Below are 21,632 nucleotides of genomic sequence, written 5' to 3' on the forward strand. Positions count from 1 at the left end.
AGGGCCCTGGTGCGCAGCACCCTTCGGCGTAGCCGAAGGCGCGAGATGTAGACTTGCGCAGCAAGTCGTAGGCCGCGCGGGCCCGGAAGGCACCGGAGCGAGGGGACCCCGAAGCGCAGCGTAGGGGCCGTATGATGGGAGCAGGCGGTTTTGCCTACTTTTTCCAAGAAAAAAGTAGGCCGCCGTAAGGGCGGAAAGGTGACTAAAAGTCGACATCGCCGCTGAATGCGCATACATCTACAAAAACCAACACCTTGAACTCGGACTCAAACTCAAACCGCCAACCGCGAAGTCGACCGCAACACCGCCTCAAGCACACTAAAGTCAATCCACTCCCGCACATCAAACCGCCGCGGAATAAACCCCCACCGGTGCAAAAAATCGGTGAAATCCTGCAACCCCACAATCGACTGCTCATCAAGCATGGTCCGCAAGCGCCGATGCGCATCCTCCCCGTAAGCCGTGGCCACCCAATGCTCACTGGTATTCAGCTCACGGGCCAAAAACTGCCGGGTTTCCTCCGGGTGCGCCCAAGCCCACTGCTCAGCCCGCAACACACTATCGACGATCAGCCGCGCCGCCTCGGGATGATGCTGCAGCAGGTGACCATCCATGGTCAGGGTCCGCGGCGTGCCGTTGTTCGAGCGGATCAACGGGTCAGGGTGCGACCCCGTGTCGATGACCACATGCAGCCCGAACTCGTTGGCCAGGCTCACCGCATGGGCACCCTTGAGGAAGATCGCATCGATGTCGCCGCGCAACAGACCGATCAGTTCGTTGTTGCGCAGGATCGGCCCGTTGCTGGCGTAGGCCACCGTGGTGCCGTGCACGCGGCGGATCTGCTCGTCGCTGTGGGTGCCGCCGTAGGGGTAGTCCACCAGCTCCACGTCACTGACGCTCAGGCCTTCGAGCTTGAGGGCGTTTTCCAGGCCGCGCAGGGCCTGGGCACGGGTGAAATCTATCTGCACATTGGCCCACTTGGGCAGGCCGAAGCGCCGGTGGCGCAGGTCGCGCACGCTCTTCACGCCGCTGTCTGCGGTGGTCAGAATCAACTGCACCTCGTCGCTCCACGACAAGCCGAGCAGGCGCGTGTCGCGCCCGCTGGCGTAGGCCCAGATCGCCGGGATGTTGCCGCCATGGCGCACCGAGTTGGGCAGGTGGTGGTCGTAGTGGGCTTCGCGCACATCGCGCAGCGCCGACTCGCGCAACGCCTGGATATTGGTGCCGTGGGGGCGCAGGGCCTCGGCCAGGCGCCCGGACTCGACAGCAAGGCCGAGCCCGGTCGGTACCGGGCTGTGGGTGTACCAGAGGGTGTCCAGTGGGGTGCTCATCGCAGGTCCTTGCGTGGCTGGTCGGGGGTGTTGCGCAGCAGCGGCAGGACTTCCTGGCCGATGCGCAGGGCTTCTTCGAGGTGCGGGTTGCCGGCCAGGATGAAGGTCGAAAAACCAGCCTCCTGGTACTCGGCCAGGCGTTCGGCGATGTTCTGGTGGCTGCCCACCAGGCCCACGGCCGGGCCGGGCTTGGCCTTGGCGAAACCGGCCCACAGGTTCGGGCCGATGACCAGGTCGTCGAAGCGCTCGAGGTGTTGGTGATAAGCCGTCTGGCGGGCGGCGCCGACCGAGTCGGAGCCGCGGGTGAAGTCCTGGCTGACCCGGCTGGGGCGGTTGCCGATGGCCTCGAACTGCCGGCGCAGGTCACGCCAGGCAGCGTCTTCGGTTTCCCGGGCGAACAGGTCCACGCGCAGGCCGAAGCGCACCTGGCGGCCCTGTTTGTCGGCCAGTTCGCGCACCCGCTCCAGGTGCGGCTTGAGCGCCGCCACCGGCTCCGCCCAGTTCAGATAGACGTCGGCATGCCGGGCGGCAACGTCCAGGGCCGGGGCGGAGAAGCCCGAGAAATACACCGCCGGCTTGCGCTCGTGGCGCAGCTCTTCGGGCAGGCTGCCGTGCTCCAGGCGGTAGACCTCGCCCTCGTAGCTGAACTGCGGGTGGCGCCACAGGCCGTCGATGATGTCGAGGAACTCGTCGGTGCGCCGGTAGCGCTGGTCGTGGTCGAGGAAGTCACCGTGGGCCCGCTGGCTGGCGGGGTTGCCGCCAGTGATGATGTTCCAGTCCAGGCGGCCGTGGCTCAGGTGCTGGAGGATCGCGGCCTGCTGCGCCACGTAGGCCGGCAGCGTCCAGGCGGCCTGGAACGCCACCAGAAAACGCAGGCGCCGGGTTTCCCGGGCCAGGGCCGCGGCGGCGATCCATGGCTCGGGGCCGGTGGGCAGCAGCGCGCCCTCGAAGCCTGCCAGCTCGGCGGCCTTGGCCACCTGGGCGATGTAGTCGATGTAGGTGAAACCGTCGGCGCTGCCGCTGGCCGTGCGGCCGGGGGCGATATGGCCGGGCCGGGCCGAGAAACTGCCACGGTCGTGCAGGTCGGTGCTCAGCTGGTGGCCATCGCTGCCCAGCGGCAGGCGCCAGAAGAATTCACTGCTCATGGATTCGCGTTCCTGAACCAAAGGTAGGGGTGACAAGGGATAGCAATGCCCATGCCACGCCCCTGGCAGCGGGCCTGGCGAGGGCTTGCCGGTGGCCGCTGCTGCTGGAGCAGCACTGCGTCAGCAACGGCTGCTGGGGTGTCAGCAGCGGCGCGCCGCCCGCGTGCGACGCAGGCCAGCGCGGGCGCGGTTCGGCCCACCTGGCACAGGTTCTGCTGACAGGCCTGGCAGCCATCTACGGCGCTTACCCTTGCCAGGAGTCAACATGAGCCAGATTTCCCCACTTCTCGACGCCGCCATTCTGGCCCAGGTCGAGCAGGCCAAGCGTGATACCGCCAAGGTATTCCGGGTGCTCAAGGACAGCCGCACGCTGACCGCCACCAACACCTTCCAGGCGCACCTGCGGGTGCCCGGCACGGACCTGGTGATCGCCCTGGCCACCCCCAGCCCATGGGACGACGACCAGAGCATCCGTGCCGTGGTCGCCAGCTACGACGGCGTGGTCCACCTCGATGAATACCTGCCCCCGGGCGTGGCGCTCGGCGAAAGCCGCCAGGGCGGCGCGGGCAAGCGCTACGCCGCGGTGCTGCAACAGCGCCCTGAGGTCAATGTAGTGATCCACGTGCACACGCCCTACCTGGGCGGCTGGGCCGGCGCCCACCGCGCATTGCCGCTGGACTACGCCGCCGCCCAGCGCGTCACCCTGGCCCGCGAGCTGCCGGTGTACATCGACCGCCGCCAGCCGGAGTCGGCGTTCATCGTGCAGGTGATCGAGGCCAATCCGCACACCCCGGCGATTCTTGAAGCCAATGGCGGGGCGACGTTCTGGGGCGAGGGCATCCTCAAGTCGGCCAAGTGGATCCTGCTGTTCGAGGAGGGCGCCTACTTCCAGACGCTGGCCGAGGCGGTGGGCGGTGGCAAGCCGTTCGGGCCCGGCGTGCTGGAGCAGCAATGGCGCATGAGCGGGCTGTGGGAGCAGGGCCGGGCGCTGATCGCCGAGGTCTAGCCGCGGGTTGCCGCAGCGCCCGGGGCGCTGCGGTGCTGGCTCAGCCCTGTTTGGCGCGCAGGCCCTTTTCACCCTTGGCCAGGATGGCGGTGTACTCGCCCGGGTCGACGCCGTTGAGGTAGTAGTTGCCGATGTGATGCAGGCGCCAGCGGATCGGGTCATGGGTGGTGTGGGCCCGGGCATCGCGCCAGAAGCGATCGAGGTTCCATTTGCTGAGGATCGCGCTGGCACCCAGCAGCGAGAAGATGTCGCTGGCGATCTTCAGCGCGGCGGCATCGGCATGGGCGCGGGCGGTGGCCACCGCCAGGATCAGTTCGTCCTGCAACGCTTTGTCGTCCTCGTCCTGCAGGTGCTGGTCGAACAAACGGGCGGCCTCGCGCAGCACGGCTTCGGCGCCGCGCAGGGCCACGGCGTACTCGCCGACCTGGCGGATGATGTGCGGCTCTTCCCAGGCATGCTCCACACCGCTTTCCACCCAGGGCCGGGCACGGCTGCGCAGGTACTCGCTGCCGGCCTGCAGGGCGCCGGCGGCGATACCGCTGTCGATGGCCGCGTGGAGGATCTGCGGGAAGGTCAGGCCGGTACGCTTCATCGGCCCTTCGCTGGCGACGAAGAAGTCGTCGTCCACCTCGATGTCGTGGAAGTTGACCGTGCCGCTGACCGAGTGGCGCTGGCCGAAGGCGCGCCAGTCGTCGATCAACTCAAGGCCAGGCGCCGCGCGGTTGATCCACACGCCTGCGGCGCCCTCGCCGTAGCTGGCGGTGAGCCAGATCCAGTCGGCCAGGTAGGCGCCGGTGCAGTAGAACTTGCTGCCGTTGAGCAGCAGGCGGCCGTCGGCGCCACGCGCCAGCTGGGTCTTGATGGCGAACTTGTTCTTGCCGCCGACTTCCGCCAGGGCATTGGCCAGGCGCTTGCCGGCCAGCACGTCGGCGAGAATCCGGGCGCGGGCGGTGGCGCTGTAGCCCTCGATGATGCCGCGCAGCATCACGTTGTGGATCTGCAGGATCTGGCCGACGCCGCCATCGGCGCTGGCGATCAGGCGCACCACCTCGACGATGGTCGCCACCGAGGCGCCAAGGCCGCCGTACTGGCGTGGTACGCCGATGGCGGTGAGGCCGCTGGCGCTGAGCAGCTCGGCCTGGCGGATGGGCAGTTGCTGTTCGCTGTGGGGGTCGCTGGCCAGCTGGCTGATTTCGGTGGCCACTTCGCGGGCTACGGCGATGGCCTCGGCCTCGCTGTGCAGGGTTCTTGTGTGGGGGGTGTGGCTCATGGTGGCTCCTGGGTCGGTTAAGCGAGGCAGGGGCAGGAGCAAGTTCTGCGCCAGCGCCCGCAAACACCCTGGGCACGGGCCTGGCAGCGGCGGGGCAGGGGCTATGAACGGGCCGTTTGCGCAGCCAGCAGCAGCGCACTGCTGGCCAACTGCTGCTGAGGCAGCAATAACCCCTTCAGATGAGGGCAAGGCCCCGGAATACCTGGGCTGCAGGGGTTGGCATGGGCATTGCGATGTGCTCGGCAAACGGCCTAGTCGGCCCTCTCAATCCTGGAGTACTTCATGCCAAACGCTGCCAGCGCGCCTGCGTCGCCGCCCCCGCCTCTGGACCGCCTGTGGTTCACCCGTTGCCCGGTCCCCACCGCCTCCGGGCTGGCCTACAAACTGGGCTGGCTGCAACAAGAGTTCGCCGCCGACGGCATCCGCGTCGACACCTTGCAGGACGCCCGTGAACTGGGTCGCCATCACTACGACCACGAGCTGCCCGGGCTGATCCGCGAGGGCGGCAACGTGCCGGCCCTGGCGGCGCGCGCGGCGGGCTCGCCCACCCGGCTGATCGGCCTGACCTGGATCGAGGAGTGGCAGACCATCCTGGTTCGCCGCGATGCGGGCATCAGCCGCCCGGCCGACCTCAAGGGCAAGCGCCTGGCCTTGCCGGCCTGGAGCGAGGCCGGGCGCCCGGGCAGTTTCGTCCGGGCCATGAGCCTGCACGGCTACAGCAGCGCCTTGAAGCTCGGCGGGCTGGACTTCGACGACGTGCAGCTGGTCGAAGTGCCGCTGGCCAGCCTCGACGACGGGCCGGGGCCGGCCCGCATCGACCACCTGCAACGGCTGTGGAGCGGCCTGGATTACCTGGTGCGCGGTGAAGTCGATGCGGTCTACGTCAAGGGCGGCGCCGCGGCGGATGCGGCGCGGCGCCTGGGCCTGGTGGTGGGTATCGACCTCGACCTGATCGCCGCGCCGCGCTACCGCATCAACAACGGCACGCCGCGGCCGATCACCGTTCACCAACGGCTGCTCGACGAGCACTTCGACCTGGTGGTGCGCTTTCTCGCCCAGACCCTGCTGGCGGCCGACTGGGCTCGGGACAACCTTGGCCCGCTGCGCGCCATCCTCGCCGAAGAGACCGCTTCCGAGCAGGCGGGCATCGAGCAGGCCTACCGGGGCGACTTCCACGCCTCGCTGCACCCGGACTTGTCTGCCGAGCGCCTGGAATACCTGGCCCTGCAAAAGCACTTCCTCTACCGCCATGGCTTTCTCGAACGCGACTTCGAGCTGGCCGGCTGGGCCGACCCACGCCCGCTGCAGGCGGCCCACGAACTGATCGCCCGCCGTCATGGCGCCCGGCTTGGAGTGACACCCGCATGAAACCGCCTTTCCAGTTGCAGCGCCTGGCCTTGCTGATCGCCCTGGGGGCTGGCCAGGCCCTGGCCGCCGACAGCGTGGCGCCACAAGCCGACCCGCAGACCCTGACCACGGTCACCGTCACCGCGCAGAAACGCGAAGAGTCGCTGCAGGATGTGCCGGCGGCCATCTCGGCGGTGTCCGCCGAGCAGATCCGCAACACCGGTGGCGGCTTCACCGCCGGCAAGGCGCTGCAGGATGTGCCGAACGCCATCGCCCCGGAGTTCGCCGGCCACCAGCGGCCGCGCTGGTACATCCGTGGCATGGGCTCGGGTGACATGGCCTCGACCACGGTGTACCCGGTGGGCATCTACACCGACGATGTCTATATCAGCCCCCACGTGGCCACGGGCTTCCCCCTGTACGACCTGGAGCGGGTGGAAATCCTGCGTGGCCCCCAGGGCACCCTGTGGGGCAAGAACACCACCGGCGGGGCGATCAACTTCGTGTCGCGCAAGCCGAGTTTTGCCGAGCCCGCCAATGGCTACTTCAAGGTCGATGCCGGCAACTACGCCTCACGGCTGTACGAAGGCGCCTATGGCGGCAGCCTGGTGCAGGACCGCCTGGCGGCGCGGGTGGCCTTCAGCGAGCAAAGCCGCGATGGCCAGTTGAAGAACCTGGTGGACGGACACACGGTCGGCGATATCCACGACCAGGCGGTGCGCGCGCAACTGCTTGCGCAGATCAGCGAAGACCTGCAAGCGACCCTGCAGCTGCATGCCCGCGACTACCTCGGCCAGGGCATCGCCACCCGTGCCTGGGGCAGCGGCCCCGGCTACACCACGCTGTTCGGCCCGACCCCGGTGCTGGACACCGATGAAGCCGCGTTCACCGGCAAGGCCGAAGACCGCATTCGCCACAACGGCGTGCAACTGGGCCTGAAATGGGAACTGGGCGAGCTGCAACTGGACTCGATCACCGCCTTCGACGATGTCACCGAGAAGGCTCAGGGCCCGAACATGAGCATCTACGAGTTCGGCCGCTCCTATGGCGACGACCACTGGAAGCAGGTGTCCCAGGAACTGCGGCTGTCGTCGCCGCGTGATCAGACCGTGAGCTGGATCGTCGGCACCCACCTGTTCCACGAAAGCCTCGACAGCGCCAGCAGCAGTGCCATCCTGCCGGCGGCCTACAACCAGGCGTTCGACGTCGCCAGCTATGGCCGTACCGACCTTGAGCAGAGCACCACCAGCTACGCGCTGTTCGGCAGCAGTACCTGGCAGGCCACCGATGACCTGCGCCTGACCCTTGGCCTGCGCTGGACCCGCGAGACCAAGGACATCGACCTCGACCGCGTGGTCGCACCCGACGCCGCCAGCGTGTCGGTGGGCAGCAATGCCGACTGGTGGCGCAGCTACAACGGCGCGCTGGTGACCGCCGCACAGCAGGACGACAAACGCACCTGGAACAAGCTGACCTACGACTTCACCCCCGAGTACCAGCTGAACGACAACGCGCGGGTGTACTTCCGTTATGCCAAGGGCTTCCGTTCCGGTGGCTTCAATGGTGGCGCCACGGTGCAGGCGGAAACCTCGGTGGTGTCGCCGGAGACCGTCGATGCCTACGAGCTGGGGATCAAGAGCGAATGGCTCAACGAGCGCCTGGTGGCCAATGCCAACGTCTTCTACTACGACTACTCGGACATCCAGGTCAACGCGGTGTCGGTGCGTGACGGCCAGGTGGTGTCGCTGCTGACCAACGCCGCCCAGGGCGTGATCCGTGGCGCCGAGTTCGAACTGCAGGCGCTGCCGCTGGACAACCTGCACCTGAACGCCTCGGTCGGCCTGCTGCACACCGAACTGCAGGACTTCGTCTCCGGCGGCGTGGACTACTCCGGCAACCGCATCGCCCGCTCGCCGGCGCGCACCCTGTCGCTGGGCGCCCGCTACCGCATCCCGCTGGCCGGCGGCGATGCCGTGACCCTGGAAAACACCTGGCGCTACCAGGGCCGCATCTACTTCCTGCCCACCTCCCAGGAGGACCACAGCGTGTCCCAGGGCGGCTACACCCTGGGCAACGCCAGCGCCACCTACCACTTCGGCGGCGCGCTGGACCTGGATGTCAGCGCCTACGTCAACAACCTGACCGACAAGCAGTACAAGACCGACAGCGTGCCGTTGCCGTTCGACATTGCCTGGGATGCCCGTGGCGACCGGCGCACCTACGGGCTGTCGCTCACCACCAACTTCTGACCGAGCGGGGGACACACCCCGCCTTGGCACCCGAGCCGTCGCGTGCACCCGACGAACCTCTTTTCAAGGAACAACCCTGATGGCGATCAAACTGCTCTGGTACCTCACCGCCCCCGACGGCCCTTACCCGTGGGAGGCCGAGGGCCGCTGGCGAACCGGCTTCAACCACCTCAAGCAAGTGGCCGTGGCGGCCGACCGCCTGGGCTATTACGGCGCGCTGCTGGGCACCGGGCCCAACGCCAACCTGGTGACGGCGACCTCGCTGATCGATGCCACCGAGCGCCTGCGCTTTCTGGTGGCCCAGTACCCCGGCGAACTCTCGCCCGCGGTGCTGGCCCATTACGCGCTGACGTTCGACAAGTACTCGGGCGGGCGCCTGCTGCTCAACCTGGTCAATGGCAACGATGACGGGCTGGCGTCGCTTGGCGTGCATTTCCCCCACGCCGAGCGCTACCAATTCAGCCGGGATTACTGGCGTGCGTTCCAGCATGTGTATGCCGGCCGTACCGAGGCGTTCGAAAGCCCCTACGTCAAGCTTGCCGCCCGTGCGCCGGAGGACGCCGAGCACCCGCTGGGTGGCTGGAACGCCCCACGGCAATTGCCCGGCGTGCCGTTCTGGGGGGCGGGCAGCTCGCCGGCCGGGGTGGCCCATTCGGTGGAGCTGCTGGACGTTTACCTGAGCTTTGCCGACACCCCGCGCAAGCTGGGCGACAAGTTCCGCCGGGTCGCTGCCGAGGCGGCCAAGCTTGGGCGCACCTTGAGCTACGGCACGCGGCTGCAGATCATCGTGCGGGAAACCGAGGCGCAAGCCTGGGCGCATGCCGAGCACCTGCTGCAGCGCACGTCGTTGCAGACCGCACTGGACGCGGTCGCCAGCCAGTTGCCAGCCGGCGAGTCGTTGCACAGCTACCGCAGCGAAGACCCGCGTGTGCAACGTTGCCTGGAGGCTCTGAAGGCCGGGCGCTTGCCGGCGCTGCGTGACCTGGAGGTGTACCCCAACGTATGGACCGGCCCCAGCCTGTTCGGCTTCGACATCCTGCGCCCGGCGGCGGGCACCTACCTGGTCGGCAGCGCCGAACAGGTCGCCGAGCGCCTGCGCGAGTACCAGGCAGAGGGTGTTTCGGCGTTCATCCTGTCGGGCTTCCCGCTGGTGGACGAAGCGCAGCGGGTGGCCGACCTGCTGTTCCCGCTGCTGGAGCTGGACCACGGTTTCGCCGTGACCCCGCTCAACGGCTCCCATCGCCAGGAGGGCTGAGCCATGCGCCAGGTTGCCCAGGGTTCGGCAACGCAGCTGTTGCGCCGTGGTCTGTTGTGGTTCGCGGCGATCCTGCTGCTGGCCTTGTGCGGCCCTTGGCTGGCCCCCCATGACCTCACCGCCTTGCGCGGCGAGGTGTATGGCCCGGTGCTGAGCGGGGCGCCGCTGGGCTTCGATTACCTGGGCCGCGATGTGCTGTCGCGGGTGCTGGCCGGCGGCCGCTCGCTGGTGCTGATGAGCCTGGCCGCCGCTACCTTGGCCTTGCTGGTGGGCACCGTGCTGGGCCTGCTGGCGGGGTTCAGCCGCGGCTGGGCGGACCGCCTGTTGCAGTGGTTGGCCGACCTGTCGCTGGCCTTTCCGGATTTGATCCTGGTGCTGCTGGTGGTGTCGTTGCTCGGCCGTGAGCCGTGGCTGATCGTGGCGAGCGTGGCGTTCGCCTTCTTGCCGGGCACCTTGCGCCTGGCCAGGAGCAGCGCCCTGGCCCTGGCCGGGCAGGAATTCGTCGAGGCGGTGCGACTGTTGGGCGTGCCGCGCTGGCGGATCCTGCTCGGCGAAATCCTGCCGAACATGCTCGGGCCGTTGCTGGTGCACTACGGCAACCTGCTGACCTGGGCGGTCGGCATCCTCTCGGGCTTGAGCTTTCTGGGCTACGGGGTGGCGCCGCCGGCGGCCGACTGGGGCCTGATGATCCAGGAAAACCAGATGGGGCTGCGCCTGCAGCCGTGGCCGGTGCTGTTGCCGGTGTTGTTGATCGCTTCGTTTGCCTATGCCTGCGACCTGCTGGCCGAAGGCGTTTCCCGTTGTTTCCAGGAAGGTAGCCATGTCTGAACACCTACTCACTGTCAGCGGCCTGCGGGTGGCCCTGGCCTCGGGGCGCGAGGTGCTCAAGGGGATCTCGTTGAACATTGCCGCCGGGGAGATTGTTGCCTTGGTGGGCGAGTCTGGCGCGGGCAAGTCGACCCTGGCCCTGGCGCTGTTGGCCCACGCACGGCGCGGCGCCAGGATCAGCGCGGGGCAGGTGCTGGTGGCCGGCCAGGCGCTGCTGGGTTTGCAGGGCGAGGCCCTGCGCCAGGCCCGTGGCGCTCTGGTGGGCTATGTGCCGCAGGATCCGGCCATGGCCCTTAACCCAGCACGGCGCATTGGCAGCCTGCTGCTGGAAACCTTGCGTGCGCATCAGCGCCTGGCTGGCCCCGCCGAGCAGGCGCGGCTGCGCCAGACCTTGGTCGATGTCGGCCTGCCCGACGATGCCGGGTTCCTGCGGCGTTATGCCCATCAGCTTTCGGGCGGCCAGCAACAGCGCCTGCTGCTAGCCTTGGCGTTCGTGCTGCAGCCACGGCTGATCGTGCTGGACGAGCCGACCACGGCGCTCGATGTGACCACCCAGGCCCATGTACTCGAGACCTTGCGCGGGCTGTGCCGGCAGCGCGGGGTGGCGGCGCTGTATGTGTCCCACGACCTGGGGCTGGTCGAGGCGCTGGCCGACCGGGTGCTGTTGATGCGTGACGGTGAGTTGCTGGAGAGTGCCACGGCCACGGCGTTCTTCCGCCAGCCCCGCCATGCTTATGGCCAGCAGTTGCTGGCCGCCATGCCGCAACGCTCGACGCGCAGGCCCCGTGCGCCGGGTGCCGACGCGCTGCTGAGCGTGAGCGGGCTGTCGATCCGCCAGGGCGGGCGAGCATTGCTGAGCGCGGCGGCCTTTACCTTGCACGCGGGCGAATGCCTGGCGCTGGTCGGCGCCTCTGGTTGCGGCAAGACCAGCCTGGCCCGGGCGTTGGTTGGCCTGGGTGATGAAGTGAGCGGGCAGTTGCTGCTGGAGGGTGCGCCGCTGCCCTTGCCCCTGGACAGGCGCGATGCCCGGCAGCGGCGCGCCGTGCAGTACGTGTTCCAGAATGCCTACCGGGCGCTGAACCCTCGATTGCGCATTGCCCAGAGCCTGGCCACGCCGCTGCGCCACTGCTTTGGCCTGGCCGGTGCGGCATTGCAGGCGGCCTTGGCCGAGGCGCTGGCCAAGGTGGCGTTGCCGCTGGAGGTGCTGCGCAAGTACCCCGGCGAGTTGTCCGGGGGTGAGCGCCAGCGAGTCGCCATCGCCCGCGCCCTGGCGTGCAGGCCGAAGGTGTTGGTGTGCGATGAGATCACCTCGGCGCTGGACGCCGCCACCCAGGTGGCGATCCTCGACCTGCTGCAAGGTTTGCAGGCCGAGGGCCTGGCCGTGCTGTTCGTCACCCATGACCCGCAGGTGGTGCGCAGCCTGGCCAACCGGGTGCTGACCTTCGACGCCGGGCGGCTGCTGGAGCGCCCGGCGGACCTTGCGCCTGTGTTGCTCAACCCGCCGTGCGCAGCCGTGGGGTGAGCAGTACCGTCAGCGCATCGGCCAGCAGATTGACCAGCACCACGAAGGCCGCGACCAGGCTGATGCCGGCCTGGATCAGCGGCACGTCACGGCGGCGCAAGGCGTCGTTGAGCAGATTGCCCAGCCCCGGGTAGTTGAAGGCGATTTCCACCAGCAGCACGCTGCTGAAGAACACGCTGAGCACCAGGGCCATGCCCTGCACCAGCGGCAGCAGGGCATTGGGCAGGGCGTGGCGCAGCAGCAGGCGCCAGGGCGCGATGCCGCGCAGGCGGGCGGCGTCGAGGTAGTCACTGTTCCAGGCCTCGATCATGGCCGCCCGTTGCAGGCGCACCAGGTAGGGGGCGGCCGACAGCAACAGGGTCAGCGCCGGCAGGGCCAGGTAGCGGGGCTGGGCCCAGGGCGAACGCTCGCTGTCGAGCAGCGACATGGCCGGCAGCCAGGTGAACACGCTGGTGGCCAGCAGCATGATCAGCAGCACCGCGACGACGAACACCGGCAGCGACTTGAACAGCGCCAGCAGCGGCAGGCACAGGCGGTCGAGCCGACCGTCCTGGCGCAGCGCCAGCAGGCTGCCGAGGGCCAGCGCCAGCAGCAGCGCCGGCAGCGCGAAGGCGCCGAGCAGGGCCAGCGAGGCGCTCAGGCGCTCGGCCAGCAGCGGCACCACGGCGACGTGGGAATCCAGCGACTGGCCGAAATCACCGCGCAGGGCGCTGCCCAGCCAGTCCAGGTATTGGCTGGCCAGGGGCCGGTCCATGCCCAGTTGGTGCCGCAGGGCCTGCACGCTCGAAGCCGGCGCGCCGGGGCCGAGGATCACCCGTGCCGGGTCCGAGGGCAGCAGGCGGATGGCGAGGAACACCAGCAGGCTGATGCTCAGCACCCCCAACAGGCCGGCGCCCAGGCGCAGCGTGAGCCAGCGCAAGGGCCGCATCAGGCGTGCTCCTTGAGCCACAACTGGTCGAAGCGCCAGGTGGGGAACAGGGTCTTCTCGGCGTGCGCGCCGCCCACCCGGCTGGAGACGCCGTCCAGCAGGTTGGCGTAGCCCCATACCAGCAAGCCGCCGCGCTCGTACTGGATACGTTGCGCCGCGTGGACCAGCGGGGTGCGTTTGGCAAGGTCCGGCTCGGCCAGGGCCTTGAGGAACAGCTCGGCGAACTGCGGGTCGTTGAAGTGGGTCTTGTTGGCCACCGACACCGGCGCGTCGGCGTGCAGGGCGCAGGTGAGGAACGGCGCACCGATGCTGCCGCCAGTGCTGAAGGCCCATTCGGTGTGCTGGGGGCCGTTGAAGGTGGCGCTGTCGACCTGGCGCACCTGGACGTCGACGCCGGCGCGCTTGGCCTGTTCGGCGAACACCAGCGCCGAGGTCACGGCGGCGCCGTCCTGCTCGGCCACCAGTTCGACGCTGAGCTGCTCGTGGCCGGCCTCGCGCAGCAGCGCCCTGGCCTGCGCCACGTCGTAGGGGCGCGGCGCAATGCTGTGGTCGAAGGTCGGGTCGTGGGGCGCGTACAGGTCGTTGGCCACCCGGCCCTGGCCGTTCAGGGCGCGGGCCACCAGCTCTTCGCGGTCGGCCAGCAGGCGGAAGGCCTGGCGCACCCGCACGTCATCGAACGGCGCTTTTTGCGTGTTCATGTCGAAGCTCAGCCAGTTGCTGGTCACCGAGCTGAGGGTGTGCACGTTGGGCACGCCTTGCAACAGGCGCAGGTGCTCGCCGGCCAGGGCGTTGGCCAGGTCGATCTGCCCGGCCTGCAGCGCGGCCAGGCGGGCGTTCTGGTCCTTGAAGTCGATGATCTCCAGCTCGTCGGCGTAGGGCTGGTTGGGCTTGTAGTAGTTCTCGAAGCGGGTGAACAGCGAGCGCTGGCCGGGGGTGAAGCTTTTCAGCTTGTAGGGGCCGGCGCCCACCGGGTTGGTTTGCGGGTGGTAGTCCACCGGCACGATGCCGCCGAAGTTGACCCAGGTTTCCGGCAGCGGCACGAAGCCGGCGCCGTCGACGAAGCGGACGCGGATGGTGCGGTCGTCGAGCTTTTGCAGGTTGTTGCGGTCGATCCAGTGCAACAGCGCGGCGTAGGGCGAGGCCAGTTGCGGGTCGGTGAGGCGGCGCACCGAGAAAATCAGGTCGTCGGCGTCGATGGTCTTGCCGTGGTGGAACTCCAGGCCCTGGCGCAGGCGCAGGGTCCACACCTTGCCGTCGGCGCTGACCTCGGCCTCTTCGGCCAGGGCCAGGCGCGGCAGCATGTTTTCGTCCCACTCCCACAGCTTGCTGTACAGGGCGAAGCCGCGGACGATGCCGCCGCCCGTGGGCTTGTGGGCATCCAGGTCGCCGCCGGGGCCGCCGTCGATGATGCCCAGGCGCAGGCGCCCGCCATGGCGCGGGCCGCTGTCGCCGGTGCTGCTGGTGGCAGGGCGCGGGGCCTGGTCGCAGCCGCCGAGCAGCCCGGCGCCCAGCGCCAGGCCGCCCAGGGCCAGGCTGGCGCCGATGAAGCGACGCCGGCCGAAAGGAGGGCGCTCGATCATGCCGGCACCCCCGGGTTGCTGGCCGCTGCCTGGCGGCCGGCGGGGCGGCGTTGCTGACGGAAGTGCGGCAGGATGTGCTCGCCGATGCGGTAGCTCTCTTCCAGGTGCGGGTAGCCGGCGAGGAAGAACAGGTCGATGCCCACCGCGTGGTACTCGCGGATGCGCGCCACCACGTTCGCGTAGCTGCCCACCAGGGCGATGCCCGGCGGCAGGCCGATGTAGCCGAAGCCCGACCAGACGTTGGGGTGGATGAAGAAGTCATCGAAGGCCACGCCTTCGTGCTTGTCGCCGTATTCGTGCTCGAAGCTCAGCTTGCGCGCCGAGCGCAGCCCGGCATGGGCGGCCAGGGCCTTGACCACGCCCTTGGCGATGCCTTCGTCGAAATAGCGCTTGGCTTCGGCGAAGGCTTGCTCGTCGCTGGGGCGGGTGATCACGTCGATCGACAGGCCGAAGCGGATCCCGGGGTTGCCGTGGGCGATGGCGCGCTGGCGCACATCGTCGATCAGGGCGCGGATATCCTCGGGGCGTTCGGCGCGCATCAGGTAGTAGTCAGCGTGCCTGGCGGCCAGCTCGCGGGCTGCCTCGGAGGAGCCGGCGGTGCAGATCAGCGGCAGCTCGGCTTTTTTCTGCGGGCCGCGCAGGCCGCCGCCGTCCGCCTGGTAGTAGGCGCCCTGGTAGTGGAACTGCTCGTTGTGCCAGTAGCCCTTGACCACGTCGAGGAATTCGCTGGCGCGGCGGTAGCGGTCGTCGTGGTCGGTGAAGTCGCCGACCTGGCGCTGGATCACCTCCGAGCCGCCGTTGATGATGTTCCACACCAGGCGATTGCCGCTGGCGCGCTGGTAGGTCGCTGCCATCTGCGCGGCGGCGAAGGGCGAGAAGTGGAAGGGCTGGAAGGCGGTGACGAACTTGAGCTTGCGGGTTTCCCGGGCCAGCAACGAGCAGACCGTCCACGGCTCTTCGCCGCCGGGGGCGTTGACCATCAGCACGCCGCCGAAGCCGTTGATTTCGGCGGCGCGGGCGATCTGGCCGAGGTAATCGATGTAGGTGAAGTCGTCGCCCACGGCAAAGTCGGAGACCGCGCCGCCTTCGCTGGGCGCTGCCTGCCAGTCGCCGCGGTTGCGTGGGTCGCCGGGCAGGTGAAGGGTTTCGCCATGCAGCGGCAGGCGGGTGAAGAAGTCGATGCTCATGGGGCAACTCCGGTGGCGTTCTGGGCAGTGTCGAGGGCCGGCCAGGCGTGCTGCAGGTTCTGTTCGAGCAGGGCCTGGCGGGTGAAATGGGTGGCCAGCGCCGGAGCGATGTCGACTTTGGCGCGGACCAGTTTGTTGTCCAGGGCGTACTGGCTCAGGGCGTTGTAGTGGGCCAGCAGTTGGGCGTCGGTTTTCGGTGCCCAGCGTTGCGCCCACGGCACCGGGTCGCCCTGGCTTTCCCGGCGCAGCACGCTTTCTGGGGTGCCGGCGCGCGAGGCGTAGCGGTAGAAGGCGTCGGCGTTCTGTTCCTGGGCGATCCAGCCGGCGGCGCGCACCCAGGCGTTGGCGACCAGCTGGGTGAGGTCGGCGTGGTCGTTGACGAAGCGGTCGGTGGCCCACAGGTCAGAGACCAGACGCCAGTCGTTGCTGCCTTGCTTGGTCGACCAGATCACCTTGGCCACCTGCTTGTCTTCGAGCAGGTAGCTTTCGCTGAGCAGCACGGCGGCATCGACCTTGCCGGCGGACACGGCGGCGGCGCCCACCTGGGGGTTGAGGTTGCTGATCTTGAAGTCGGCCAGGCTCAGGCCCTTGCTGGCGAGGAACTGGCTGAAGGCGAACTCCCAGGGGCGGCCACGGTGCAGCGCCAGGCGTTTGCCCTTGAGGTCTTCGACAGTGGTGGCGCTGGAGTGGGCCGGCACCACCAGGTAGACGTTGTCGCCGTTGCCGCCGGGCACCACCAGCTTGCCCGGCACGCCGCCGGCCAGGGCGATCACCGAGGGCAGGTCGCCGCGCACGGCGAAGTCCAGGCTGCCGTTGGCGAAGCCTTCGTTGATCTGCGGGCCGGCGTTGGCGTGGGGCAGGGCTTGCCATTGCAGCTCGGCGCCGCGCTCGCGCAGGGCCTGTTGCAGCCAGCCTTCTTCCACGACCCGCCCGGCGATGCCGCCGAACACCGGCTGGCCGCCCTGGGTGAAGGAAACGATGGCGATCCTGACCGGCACCAGCGGTTCGGCCTGAAGTGGCCAGGCGCAGAGCAGTGAGGCGAGGGCGAGCAGGCCGTTACGGCAGAAGGTGAGCATGGGCGCGATCCTTGGACGAGTGCGATGCCAAGGCGTCGGCAAGATGCATGCCAGCGGGTTTTTGCTGGTTTTAGTGGGCTGCAGGCGGCAGGGCTGCTGGTTCGGGGGCAGCTGTTGCTGCTGCACTGCTGCTGGAGCAGCAGTGGGCTGGGTATGCGAAAAAAGGAATATGTAAAGATGAATTTATAATTATTTGGCCTAACAGGGTTTGGGGCATGATGCGCCATGGCACGCTCATCGCCGCCGTTGTAAGGAAACGATCATGACCCAGCTGACCCACCCACACGCCCGTGAACTGACCAAGTCGGTACGCGCCACCGTGCTGGTTTTCAAGGACCCGCGCTCCCAGGAGTTGCTTAGCCGCATCGAGCGGCTGGCGCCCAGTGAAGCCAATGCGTTGATCATTGGCGAAACCGGTACTGGCAAGGAGCTGGTCGCTCGCCATGTGCACCACCTCAGCCGGCGCAGCCAGGCGCCGTTCGTGGCGGTGAACTGCGGCGCCTTCCCCGAGACCCTGGTGGAAAGCGAGCTGTTCGGCCACGAGAAGGGCGCCTTTACCGGCGCCACCAGCAGCAAGGCTGGCTGGTTCGAGGCGGCCAACGGCGGCACCTTGTTCCTCGATGAGATCGGTGACTTGCCGCTGGGCATGCAGGTCAAGCTGTTGCGGGTGTTGCAGGAGCGCGAAGTGGTGCGCCTGGGGTCACGCACGCCGATCCCGATCAATGTGCGGCTGGTGGCCGCGACCAACGTCAACCTGGCCGACGCGGTGGTGGCCGGGCACTTTCGCGAAGACTTGTTCTACCGCCTGCACGTGGCGACCATCCGCCTGCCGCCGCTACGCGAGCGGCCAGGGGACATCCTGCCGCTGGCCGAGTTCTTCCTAGAGGAGCACTGCCAGCGCCTGGGCTACCAGCGTGCGTGCCTGAGCGAGGAGGCCGAGCGCAAGCTGCTCACTCACCCGTGGCCGGGCAATATCCGCGAGCTGGAAAACGCCCTGCACCATGCGCTGCTGGTGTGCCGCCACCAGCGCGTGCAGCCGGGCGACCTGAACCTGGCCGACCTGCGGCCCAACTTGCCGGCAGCGGCAGCGGCCGGCTACGCCGCGCCCTTGGAGGTGAGCCTGGAGGCAGCGCTCAATGCACTGTACGAACAGAACCTGGACAACCTGTACGAGCACATCGAGGCCACCATCTTCCGCACGGCCTACCGCTATTGCCACGGCAACCAGTTGCAGACCGGGCGGTTGCTCAACATCAGCCGCAATATCGTGCGTGCGCGGCTGGAGTTGATCGGCGAGCTGAAGCCTTCAGCCCAGGCGGCCGGCCAGGGGTGAGGCGCTGTGCCTGGTCCTGCTCTATGCTCAAGCCTTCGTCCATAGGGGGTTTGTGATGAAAGCAGTATTAGAGCGACTGGATACGTGGTTGGAAACCAACCTGGACGAAGTACATGCAGACCTGGCGCCAGGCTGCTCGGAGGCCGCGCTGGCCGAGCTCGAAGAGCTGGTTGGGCGGGACTTTCCAGAGAGCTTGAAAGCACTCTACCGGTGGCATGACGGGCAAAAAGGCGAGGCGAGCACTGGGCCGTTCTTTGGGCTGACTTTCCTGCCTTTGGCAGAGGCTCTTAAACATTGGGCGTCGTGGAAGGACCTGGTCGAGGAATGGTCTGACGAAGACATGGCGGCGGCCAGCGACTTCTGCAACTCGGTACCACCGGGTGCCATCAAGCCGCTCTATGCCAGCCGTTACTGGATTCCGTTTGCCTACGACTATGGCGGCAATCACCTGGGGGTGGACCTGGACCCTGCAGAGCACGGCAGCGTGGGGCAGGTCATCAATTTTGGTCGCGATGAAGAAGAGAAATTCGTGGTGGCCAGCTCTGTGGAGGCCTTTGTGGAGTGGCTGGTCGAGCAATTCGAGACCGGCAATGTGGCAATCACGGAGGAGGATGACGGGGAGCGGACCCTGAATACCAAGGTGCCGGAGCTGCATCACTTTCTGGATTCGGTGCAGGTTCTGTTTGCCGAGCAGCGGCCGGGGGGGTGAGCGTGGATACCTTCAACGCCTGGGGTGGCTTGGTGGCAGCGGTGTGACGCCCAGGCGCCTGGCGACAGGTGTGTAGTGCCTCGAAGATCGAGCGTGGGCCGGTGGCTTTTCGTACATCCACAAGGCCGATCAGTCACTGGCCGGCTTGAGTTTCACAGCGGGATCGCCAAGCACCACATAATTGCGCAAGTCATCGCGAGAGGTGCGTAGTGCCAACAACTCGTTGTCATTGAGCTTTCCATAGGCTTTGTCGTTAAGTGCACTGATCAACTCCGTGCTTAAAACCCCCCACTGACTATTGAACGTATCTGTCGCTTGACCTATGCGCTGCCCTGCCATCAAACGTCCCATGACATCACGGAAACCCTGCGTCTGTGTTTGCCCTGTGGTAGCGCGAAAACTCGATGCCCAGGCTCTGTCGACATGACCTATTGAAGCCAGGGCGCCGCCTTGCGCAAGCGACAGCAGGCGTTGCGGTAGTCGAGCTGTCAAAGCTTTCTCGGCTAATCGACCAGGGGCATCAGCGTGCATGCTGAAGTTGTCGAACTCTGGAGTACCGGCACCGTAGCAGGCAAAAAAGAAGTGGATGAGCCCGTGAATGTTGGCATTGTCGGGAACATCGCTCGCGGCGAACCAGTGGTCACTGGAAATGCTGCCGTAGCCGGGCCAATCTTGGCACACCAGGGCTCCCTGGGTTGAGGCCTGGCGGACATCGTCGGCGTTGAACGCCATGCCATGGGTTCCGGTGAACAGTATCGAGGCGGGTCGCTCCATGGCTGTCATCAGTCGGCTCAGGGTTGCCTTGGTCGACTGATCCTGTAGGAACGCGTTGATGCTGAAACCGAATCGTCTCCCCAGTGGTTCACGTTTGTCATCACCTTCGCTCAAGGGGATGGCGACACACTGGTTGAACAACTGCGTGGCACGGTCGAAGTCATGGCAGGTGGCGAACAGGTCGACTTCCCTGCGCGTAAATCGCCAATGATCTTGCTCGAAGTTCACGACGCTCAAGGCATAATTTCGATACTCATCCAGGGAGTTGAAATCCAGGCGGCCAACGCCAGCAACGATATCCAGGGAGTATTGGAAATCAAACGGGATACCGTCAGGTGGCCCGACCAAGGTCAGGTAGTACGGGACATCGTTTGCCGGGTCGATCAAGTTGAGCGTCGCGCCGTGGCGGTTCAACCATTTGCTGGCACTCTCGCCTTTACGGTAGCCATCGATGCCCGAGAAGATACGAAAGCGCTTATCAGCCTGTTGCTGCCTGAGCGTGAGCAGCCCCCCCAACGCTTCGATGTAAGGCGCGGGGTCGACGGCGCTTTCGAATACAAGTCCCCATCCCACATCGGCAAGATTGTCCATATCGTAGCCATATGGGACTGCAAAGGTATTCGTTGCAGGTACGGGGCCGCCGACGCAGTCGCTGATCATGGACTCCTGTTGGAGCTGTGCTGCAACGCTGCCATTGATCTCTGCAGTCAGCGGAAGCCCGGTTGATGCATGGATGCCAAATGCGTAGGGACCATCAAAAGTTTCGTTCATATCGGATCTTCCTTTGGCAGTGCGGCCTGCCAGATCAGATGGGCAACCTCGGGGCCGGCGATATCGCTGTGGGCGCCCGAAATGCCGTCGATCTTGTTGATGAAGTGGCTGCCGTCAACGTTGTAAACCTTGCCGGGGAGCATCGCGTAAGGCTCATCGGCAGCTTTCATGGAAAGGTTCTCGGTGTTGTCTGTGCCGCAGATACCAAAGGCGCCAATTGCGCCGTATCGAGGTAGCGAGGGGAAAGCGTCCTGACCGGCGACGCCAGCCGCCCATGGGTATATCCGTCCTACCGCATAGTCATGTTTGGAGCGAGTGGCAACCAGAGGGCCCTTAACCTTATGTTGGCTCAGGATATTTTCGAAATAACCAGGCGTGCCGTTCTGATAGTTCACTGACGCAGCATACGACCATAGAGAGAGCGCCCCTTGTAGCAGAACGCAGGAATCGATCGGTCTGAGCAGGGGGGCTGCGCCGTCCGAACCCGCAATTGCCGCACTGGCGACGATACAACCGAAACTGTGCCCCATCAGATGGATACGCAAGCCGGGTGATGCGCCTTGTAAACGTGCAAGCAATGGCCTCAGACCGTGTTCGCCAACTGTTTTGGCGCGCTTTTTCATTGTCCAGAACGACAGTTGCCGCAAGGGCGAAAGCAGGCGGTCACCCCACCCATCGAAGGCGAATGGCAGATCGGCTTGCTCGTTGAAGGCGCGATCGGGATCGAAGGCAAGTCGATCCGCCGAACCCTCACCCGGCCGGCCTTCCTCACCCAGTTCCAAGGCTGTATTCAAGGCCATGTAGGCGGTTCGCGCGTCGTCGCTAAGCACCTCCATGCTTGCGTTCTGGCGCAATGCTTCGAACACTGCACGCAGGGCGACGCGGACCTGGGGTGAGTCGCCCAATTGTTCGGCAAAATGATTGACCCAACCCTCGAGCGGTAAGGCAGGCTCGGCTGCAAAACTATCGCCAGCGACCAGAGGGCCTTCACCCCAGGCCAAGCTGGGCCAGTGGAAGCCCAGGTGCAATGATTTGAACCCAGGCCTGCATGCCCGCATCAACGCCTGATCCGTTGGCCTGGCGGCAAAGGCGCTTGTCCAACTGTCAAACTGACCGAAGGCTTTGCTGGCGCCCTGTTGCCAACCGTGGATTCGAACAAATACGTCAGTCGCCTGAGCAGCTGCGTCGAGCAGGTCGTCGCTCAGGTAGCCATTGCTTGCGTCTGGATCTTGGGCGTTTTCAATCCCACGCTCGTCAACCGCCAGCATGAAATAGCTCACGTCGGTGTCGGGAATAGTGCGGTAGGGCATGATCGACCTCC

General features: G+C 66.8%; 17 protein-coding genes. 8 read left to right on the forward strand and 9 right to left on the reverse strand.

The genetic code is table 11. The features are described from left to right. Positions 1-272: 272 nt before the first annotated feature. Both ABE459_RS17025 and ABE459_RS17030 read right to left on the reverse strand, forming a co-directional pair. Complete coding sequence (locus ABE459_RS17025) at positions 273-1,331, reverse strand: ABC transporter substrate-binding protein (protein WP_125463773.1); 1,059 nt, start codon at positions 1,329-1,331, stop codon at positions 273-275. Next, entirely contained in the window at positions 1,328-2,476 is a 1,149-nt protein-coding gene (locus tag ABE459_RS17030; RefSeq protein WP_323831961.1) for an LLM class flavin-dependent oxidoreductase, read from the reverse strand. The genes ABE459_RS17025 and ABE459_RS17030 overlap by 4 nt, the downstream gene beginning before the upstream one ends. A 265-nt stretch (positions 2,477-2,741) precedes the next feature. On the opposite strand from ABE459_RS17030, the gene ABE459_RS17035 reads away from it, so the two are divergent. Beyond that, entirely contained in the window at positions 2,742-3,482 is a 741-nt protein-coding gene (locus ABE459_RS17035; protein WP_323831963.1) for a class II aldolase/adducin family protein, read from the forward strand. Between the two features lie 40 nt (positions 3,483-3,522). Here ABE459_RS17035 and ABE459_RS17040 read toward each other — a convergent pair whose 3' ends face one another. Continuing rightward, a complete protein-coding gene (locus ABE459_RS17040) occupies positions 3,523-4,752 on the reverse strand; it encodes an acyl-CoA dehydrogenase family protein (RefSeq protein WP_323831965.1) in 1,230 nt (409 codons plus the stop codon). A gap of 282 nt (positions 4,753-5,034) precedes the next feature. Here ABE459_RS17040 and ABE459_RS17045 point away from each other — a divergent pair, with 282 nt between their 5' ends. The 5 genes from ABE459_RS17045 to ABE459_RS17065 all read left to right on the forward strand — a co-directional run bounded on the left by ABE459_RS17045 (position 5,035) and on the right by ABE459_RS17065 (position 11,953). Beyond that, on the forward strand, positions 5,035-6,120 hold the full coding sequence (locus ABE459_RS17045) for an ABC transporter substrate-binding protein (protein WP_125858377.1): 1,086 nt from the start codon (positions 5,035-5,037) through the stop codon (positions 6,118-6,120). Continuing rightward, complete coding sequence (locus ABE459_RS17050) at positions 6,117-8,348, forward strand: TonB-dependent receptor (RefSeq protein WP_258706397.1); 2,232 nt, start codon at positions 6,117-6,119, stop codon at positions 8,346-8,348. Before ABE459_RS17045 ends, ABE459_RS17050 begins: the two co-directional genes overlap by 4 nt. 79 nt (positions 8,349-8,427) lie before the next feature. Beyond that, complete coding sequence (locus ABE459_RS17055; protein WP_323831967.1) at positions 8,428-9,603, forward strand: LLM class flavin-dependent oxidoreductase; 1,176 nt, start codon at positions 8,428-8,430, stop codon at positions 9,601-9,603. A gap of 3 nt (positions 9,604-9,606) precedes the next feature. Continuing rightward, a complete protein-coding gene (locus tag ABE459_RS17060) occupies positions 9,607-10,431 on the forward strand; it encodes an ABC transporter permease (RefSeq protein ID WP_323831969.1) in 825 nt (274 codons plus the stop codon). Continuing rightward, a complete protein-coding gene (locus tag ABE459_RS17065) occupies positions 10,424-11,953 on the forward strand; it encodes an ABC transporter ATP-binding protein (protein ID WP_323831971.1) in 1,530 nt (509 codons plus the stop codon). The genes ABE459_RS17060 and ABE459_RS17065 overlap by 8 nt, the downstream gene beginning before the upstream one ends. On the opposite strand, the gene ABE459_RS17070 is transcribed toward ABE459_RS17065, so the two are convergent. Genes ABE459_RS17070 through ABE459_RS17085 form a run of 4 tightly spaced genes read right to left on the reverse strand, consistent with a single transcriptional unit; the run spans position 11,925 to position 16,724 of the window. Further along, entirely contained in the window at positions 11,925-12,881 is a 957-nt protein-coding gene (locus ABE459_RS17070; RefSeq protein WP_323831973.1) for an ABC transporter permease, read from the reverse strand. The genes ABE459_RS17065 and ABE459_RS17070 overlap by 29 nt on opposite strands. Further along, positions 12,881-14,461, reverse strand: coding sequence for an ABC transporter substrate-binding protein (locus ABE459_RS17075; RefSeq protein WP_323831975.1), 1,581 nt, complete (start codon positions 14,459-14,461; stop codon positions 12,881-12,883). The genes ABE459_RS17070 and ABE459_RS17075 overlap by 1 nt, the downstream gene beginning before the upstream one ends. Beyond that, positions 14,458-15,648, reverse strand: a complete 1,191-nt coding sequence (locus tag ABE459_RS17080; protein WP_323831977.1) for an LLM class flavin-dependent oxidoreductase — start codon at positions 15,646-15,648, stop codon at positions 14,458-14,460. The genes ABE459_RS17075 and ABE459_RS17080 overlap by 4 nt, the downstream gene beginning before the upstream one ends. Further along, positions 15,645-16,724: a PhnD/SsuA/transferrin family substrate-binding protein gene (locus ABE459_RS17085; RefSeq protein WP_323831979.1), complete on the reverse strand. Its 1,080-nt coding sequence runs from the start codon at positions 16,722-16,724 to the stop codon at positions 15,645-15,647. The genes ABE459_RS17080 and ABE459_RS17085 overlap by 4 nt, the downstream gene beginning before the upstream one ends. 262 nt (positions 16,725-16,986) lie before the next feature. Here ABE459_RS17085 and ABE459_RS17090 point away from each other — a divergent pair, with 262 nt between their 5' ends. Further along, positions 16,987-18,057 carry a sigma-54 dependent transcriptional regulator gene (locus ABE459_RS17090; protein ID WP_125463786.1) on the forward strand — a complete coding sequence of 357 codons (1,071 nt, stop codon included), beginning with the start codon at positions 16,987-16,989 and terminating at the stop codon, positions 18,055-18,057. A 55-nt stretch (positions 18,058-18,112) separates the two neighbouring features. Beyond that, positions 18,113-18,766 carry an SMI1/KNR4 family protein gene (locus ABE459_RS17095; protein WP_323831981.1) on the forward strand — a complete coding sequence of 218 codons (654 nt, stop codon included), beginning with the start codon at positions 18,113-18,115 and terminating at the stop codon, positions 18,764-18,766. A 129-nt stretch (positions 18,767-18,895) separates the two neighbouring features. On the opposite strand, the gene ABE459_RS17100 is transcribed toward ABE459_RS17095, so the two are convergent. Beyond that, entirely contained in the window at positions 18,896-20,311 is a 1,416-nt protein-coding gene (locus ABE459_RS17100) for a C25 family cysteine peptidase (RefSeq protein WP_323831983.1), read from the reverse strand. Next, positions 20,308-21,621 (reverse strand): hypothetical protein, encoded by a 1,314-nt coding sequence (locus ABE459_RS17105; protein ID WP_323831985.1) that lies wholly within the window; start codon positions 21,619-21,621, stop codon positions 20,308-20,310. Before ABE459_RS17105 ends, ABE459_RS17100 begins: the two co-directional genes overlap by 4 nt. Between the last annotated feature and the right edge of the window lie 11 nt (positions 21,622-21,632).

Source organism: Pseudomonas sp. TWI923, assembly GCF_039673365.1.
GTDB classification, from domain to species: domain Bacteria; phylum Pseudomonadota; class Gammaproteobacteria; order Pseudomonadales; family Pseudomonadaceae; genus Aquipseudomonas; species Aquipseudomonas sichuanensis.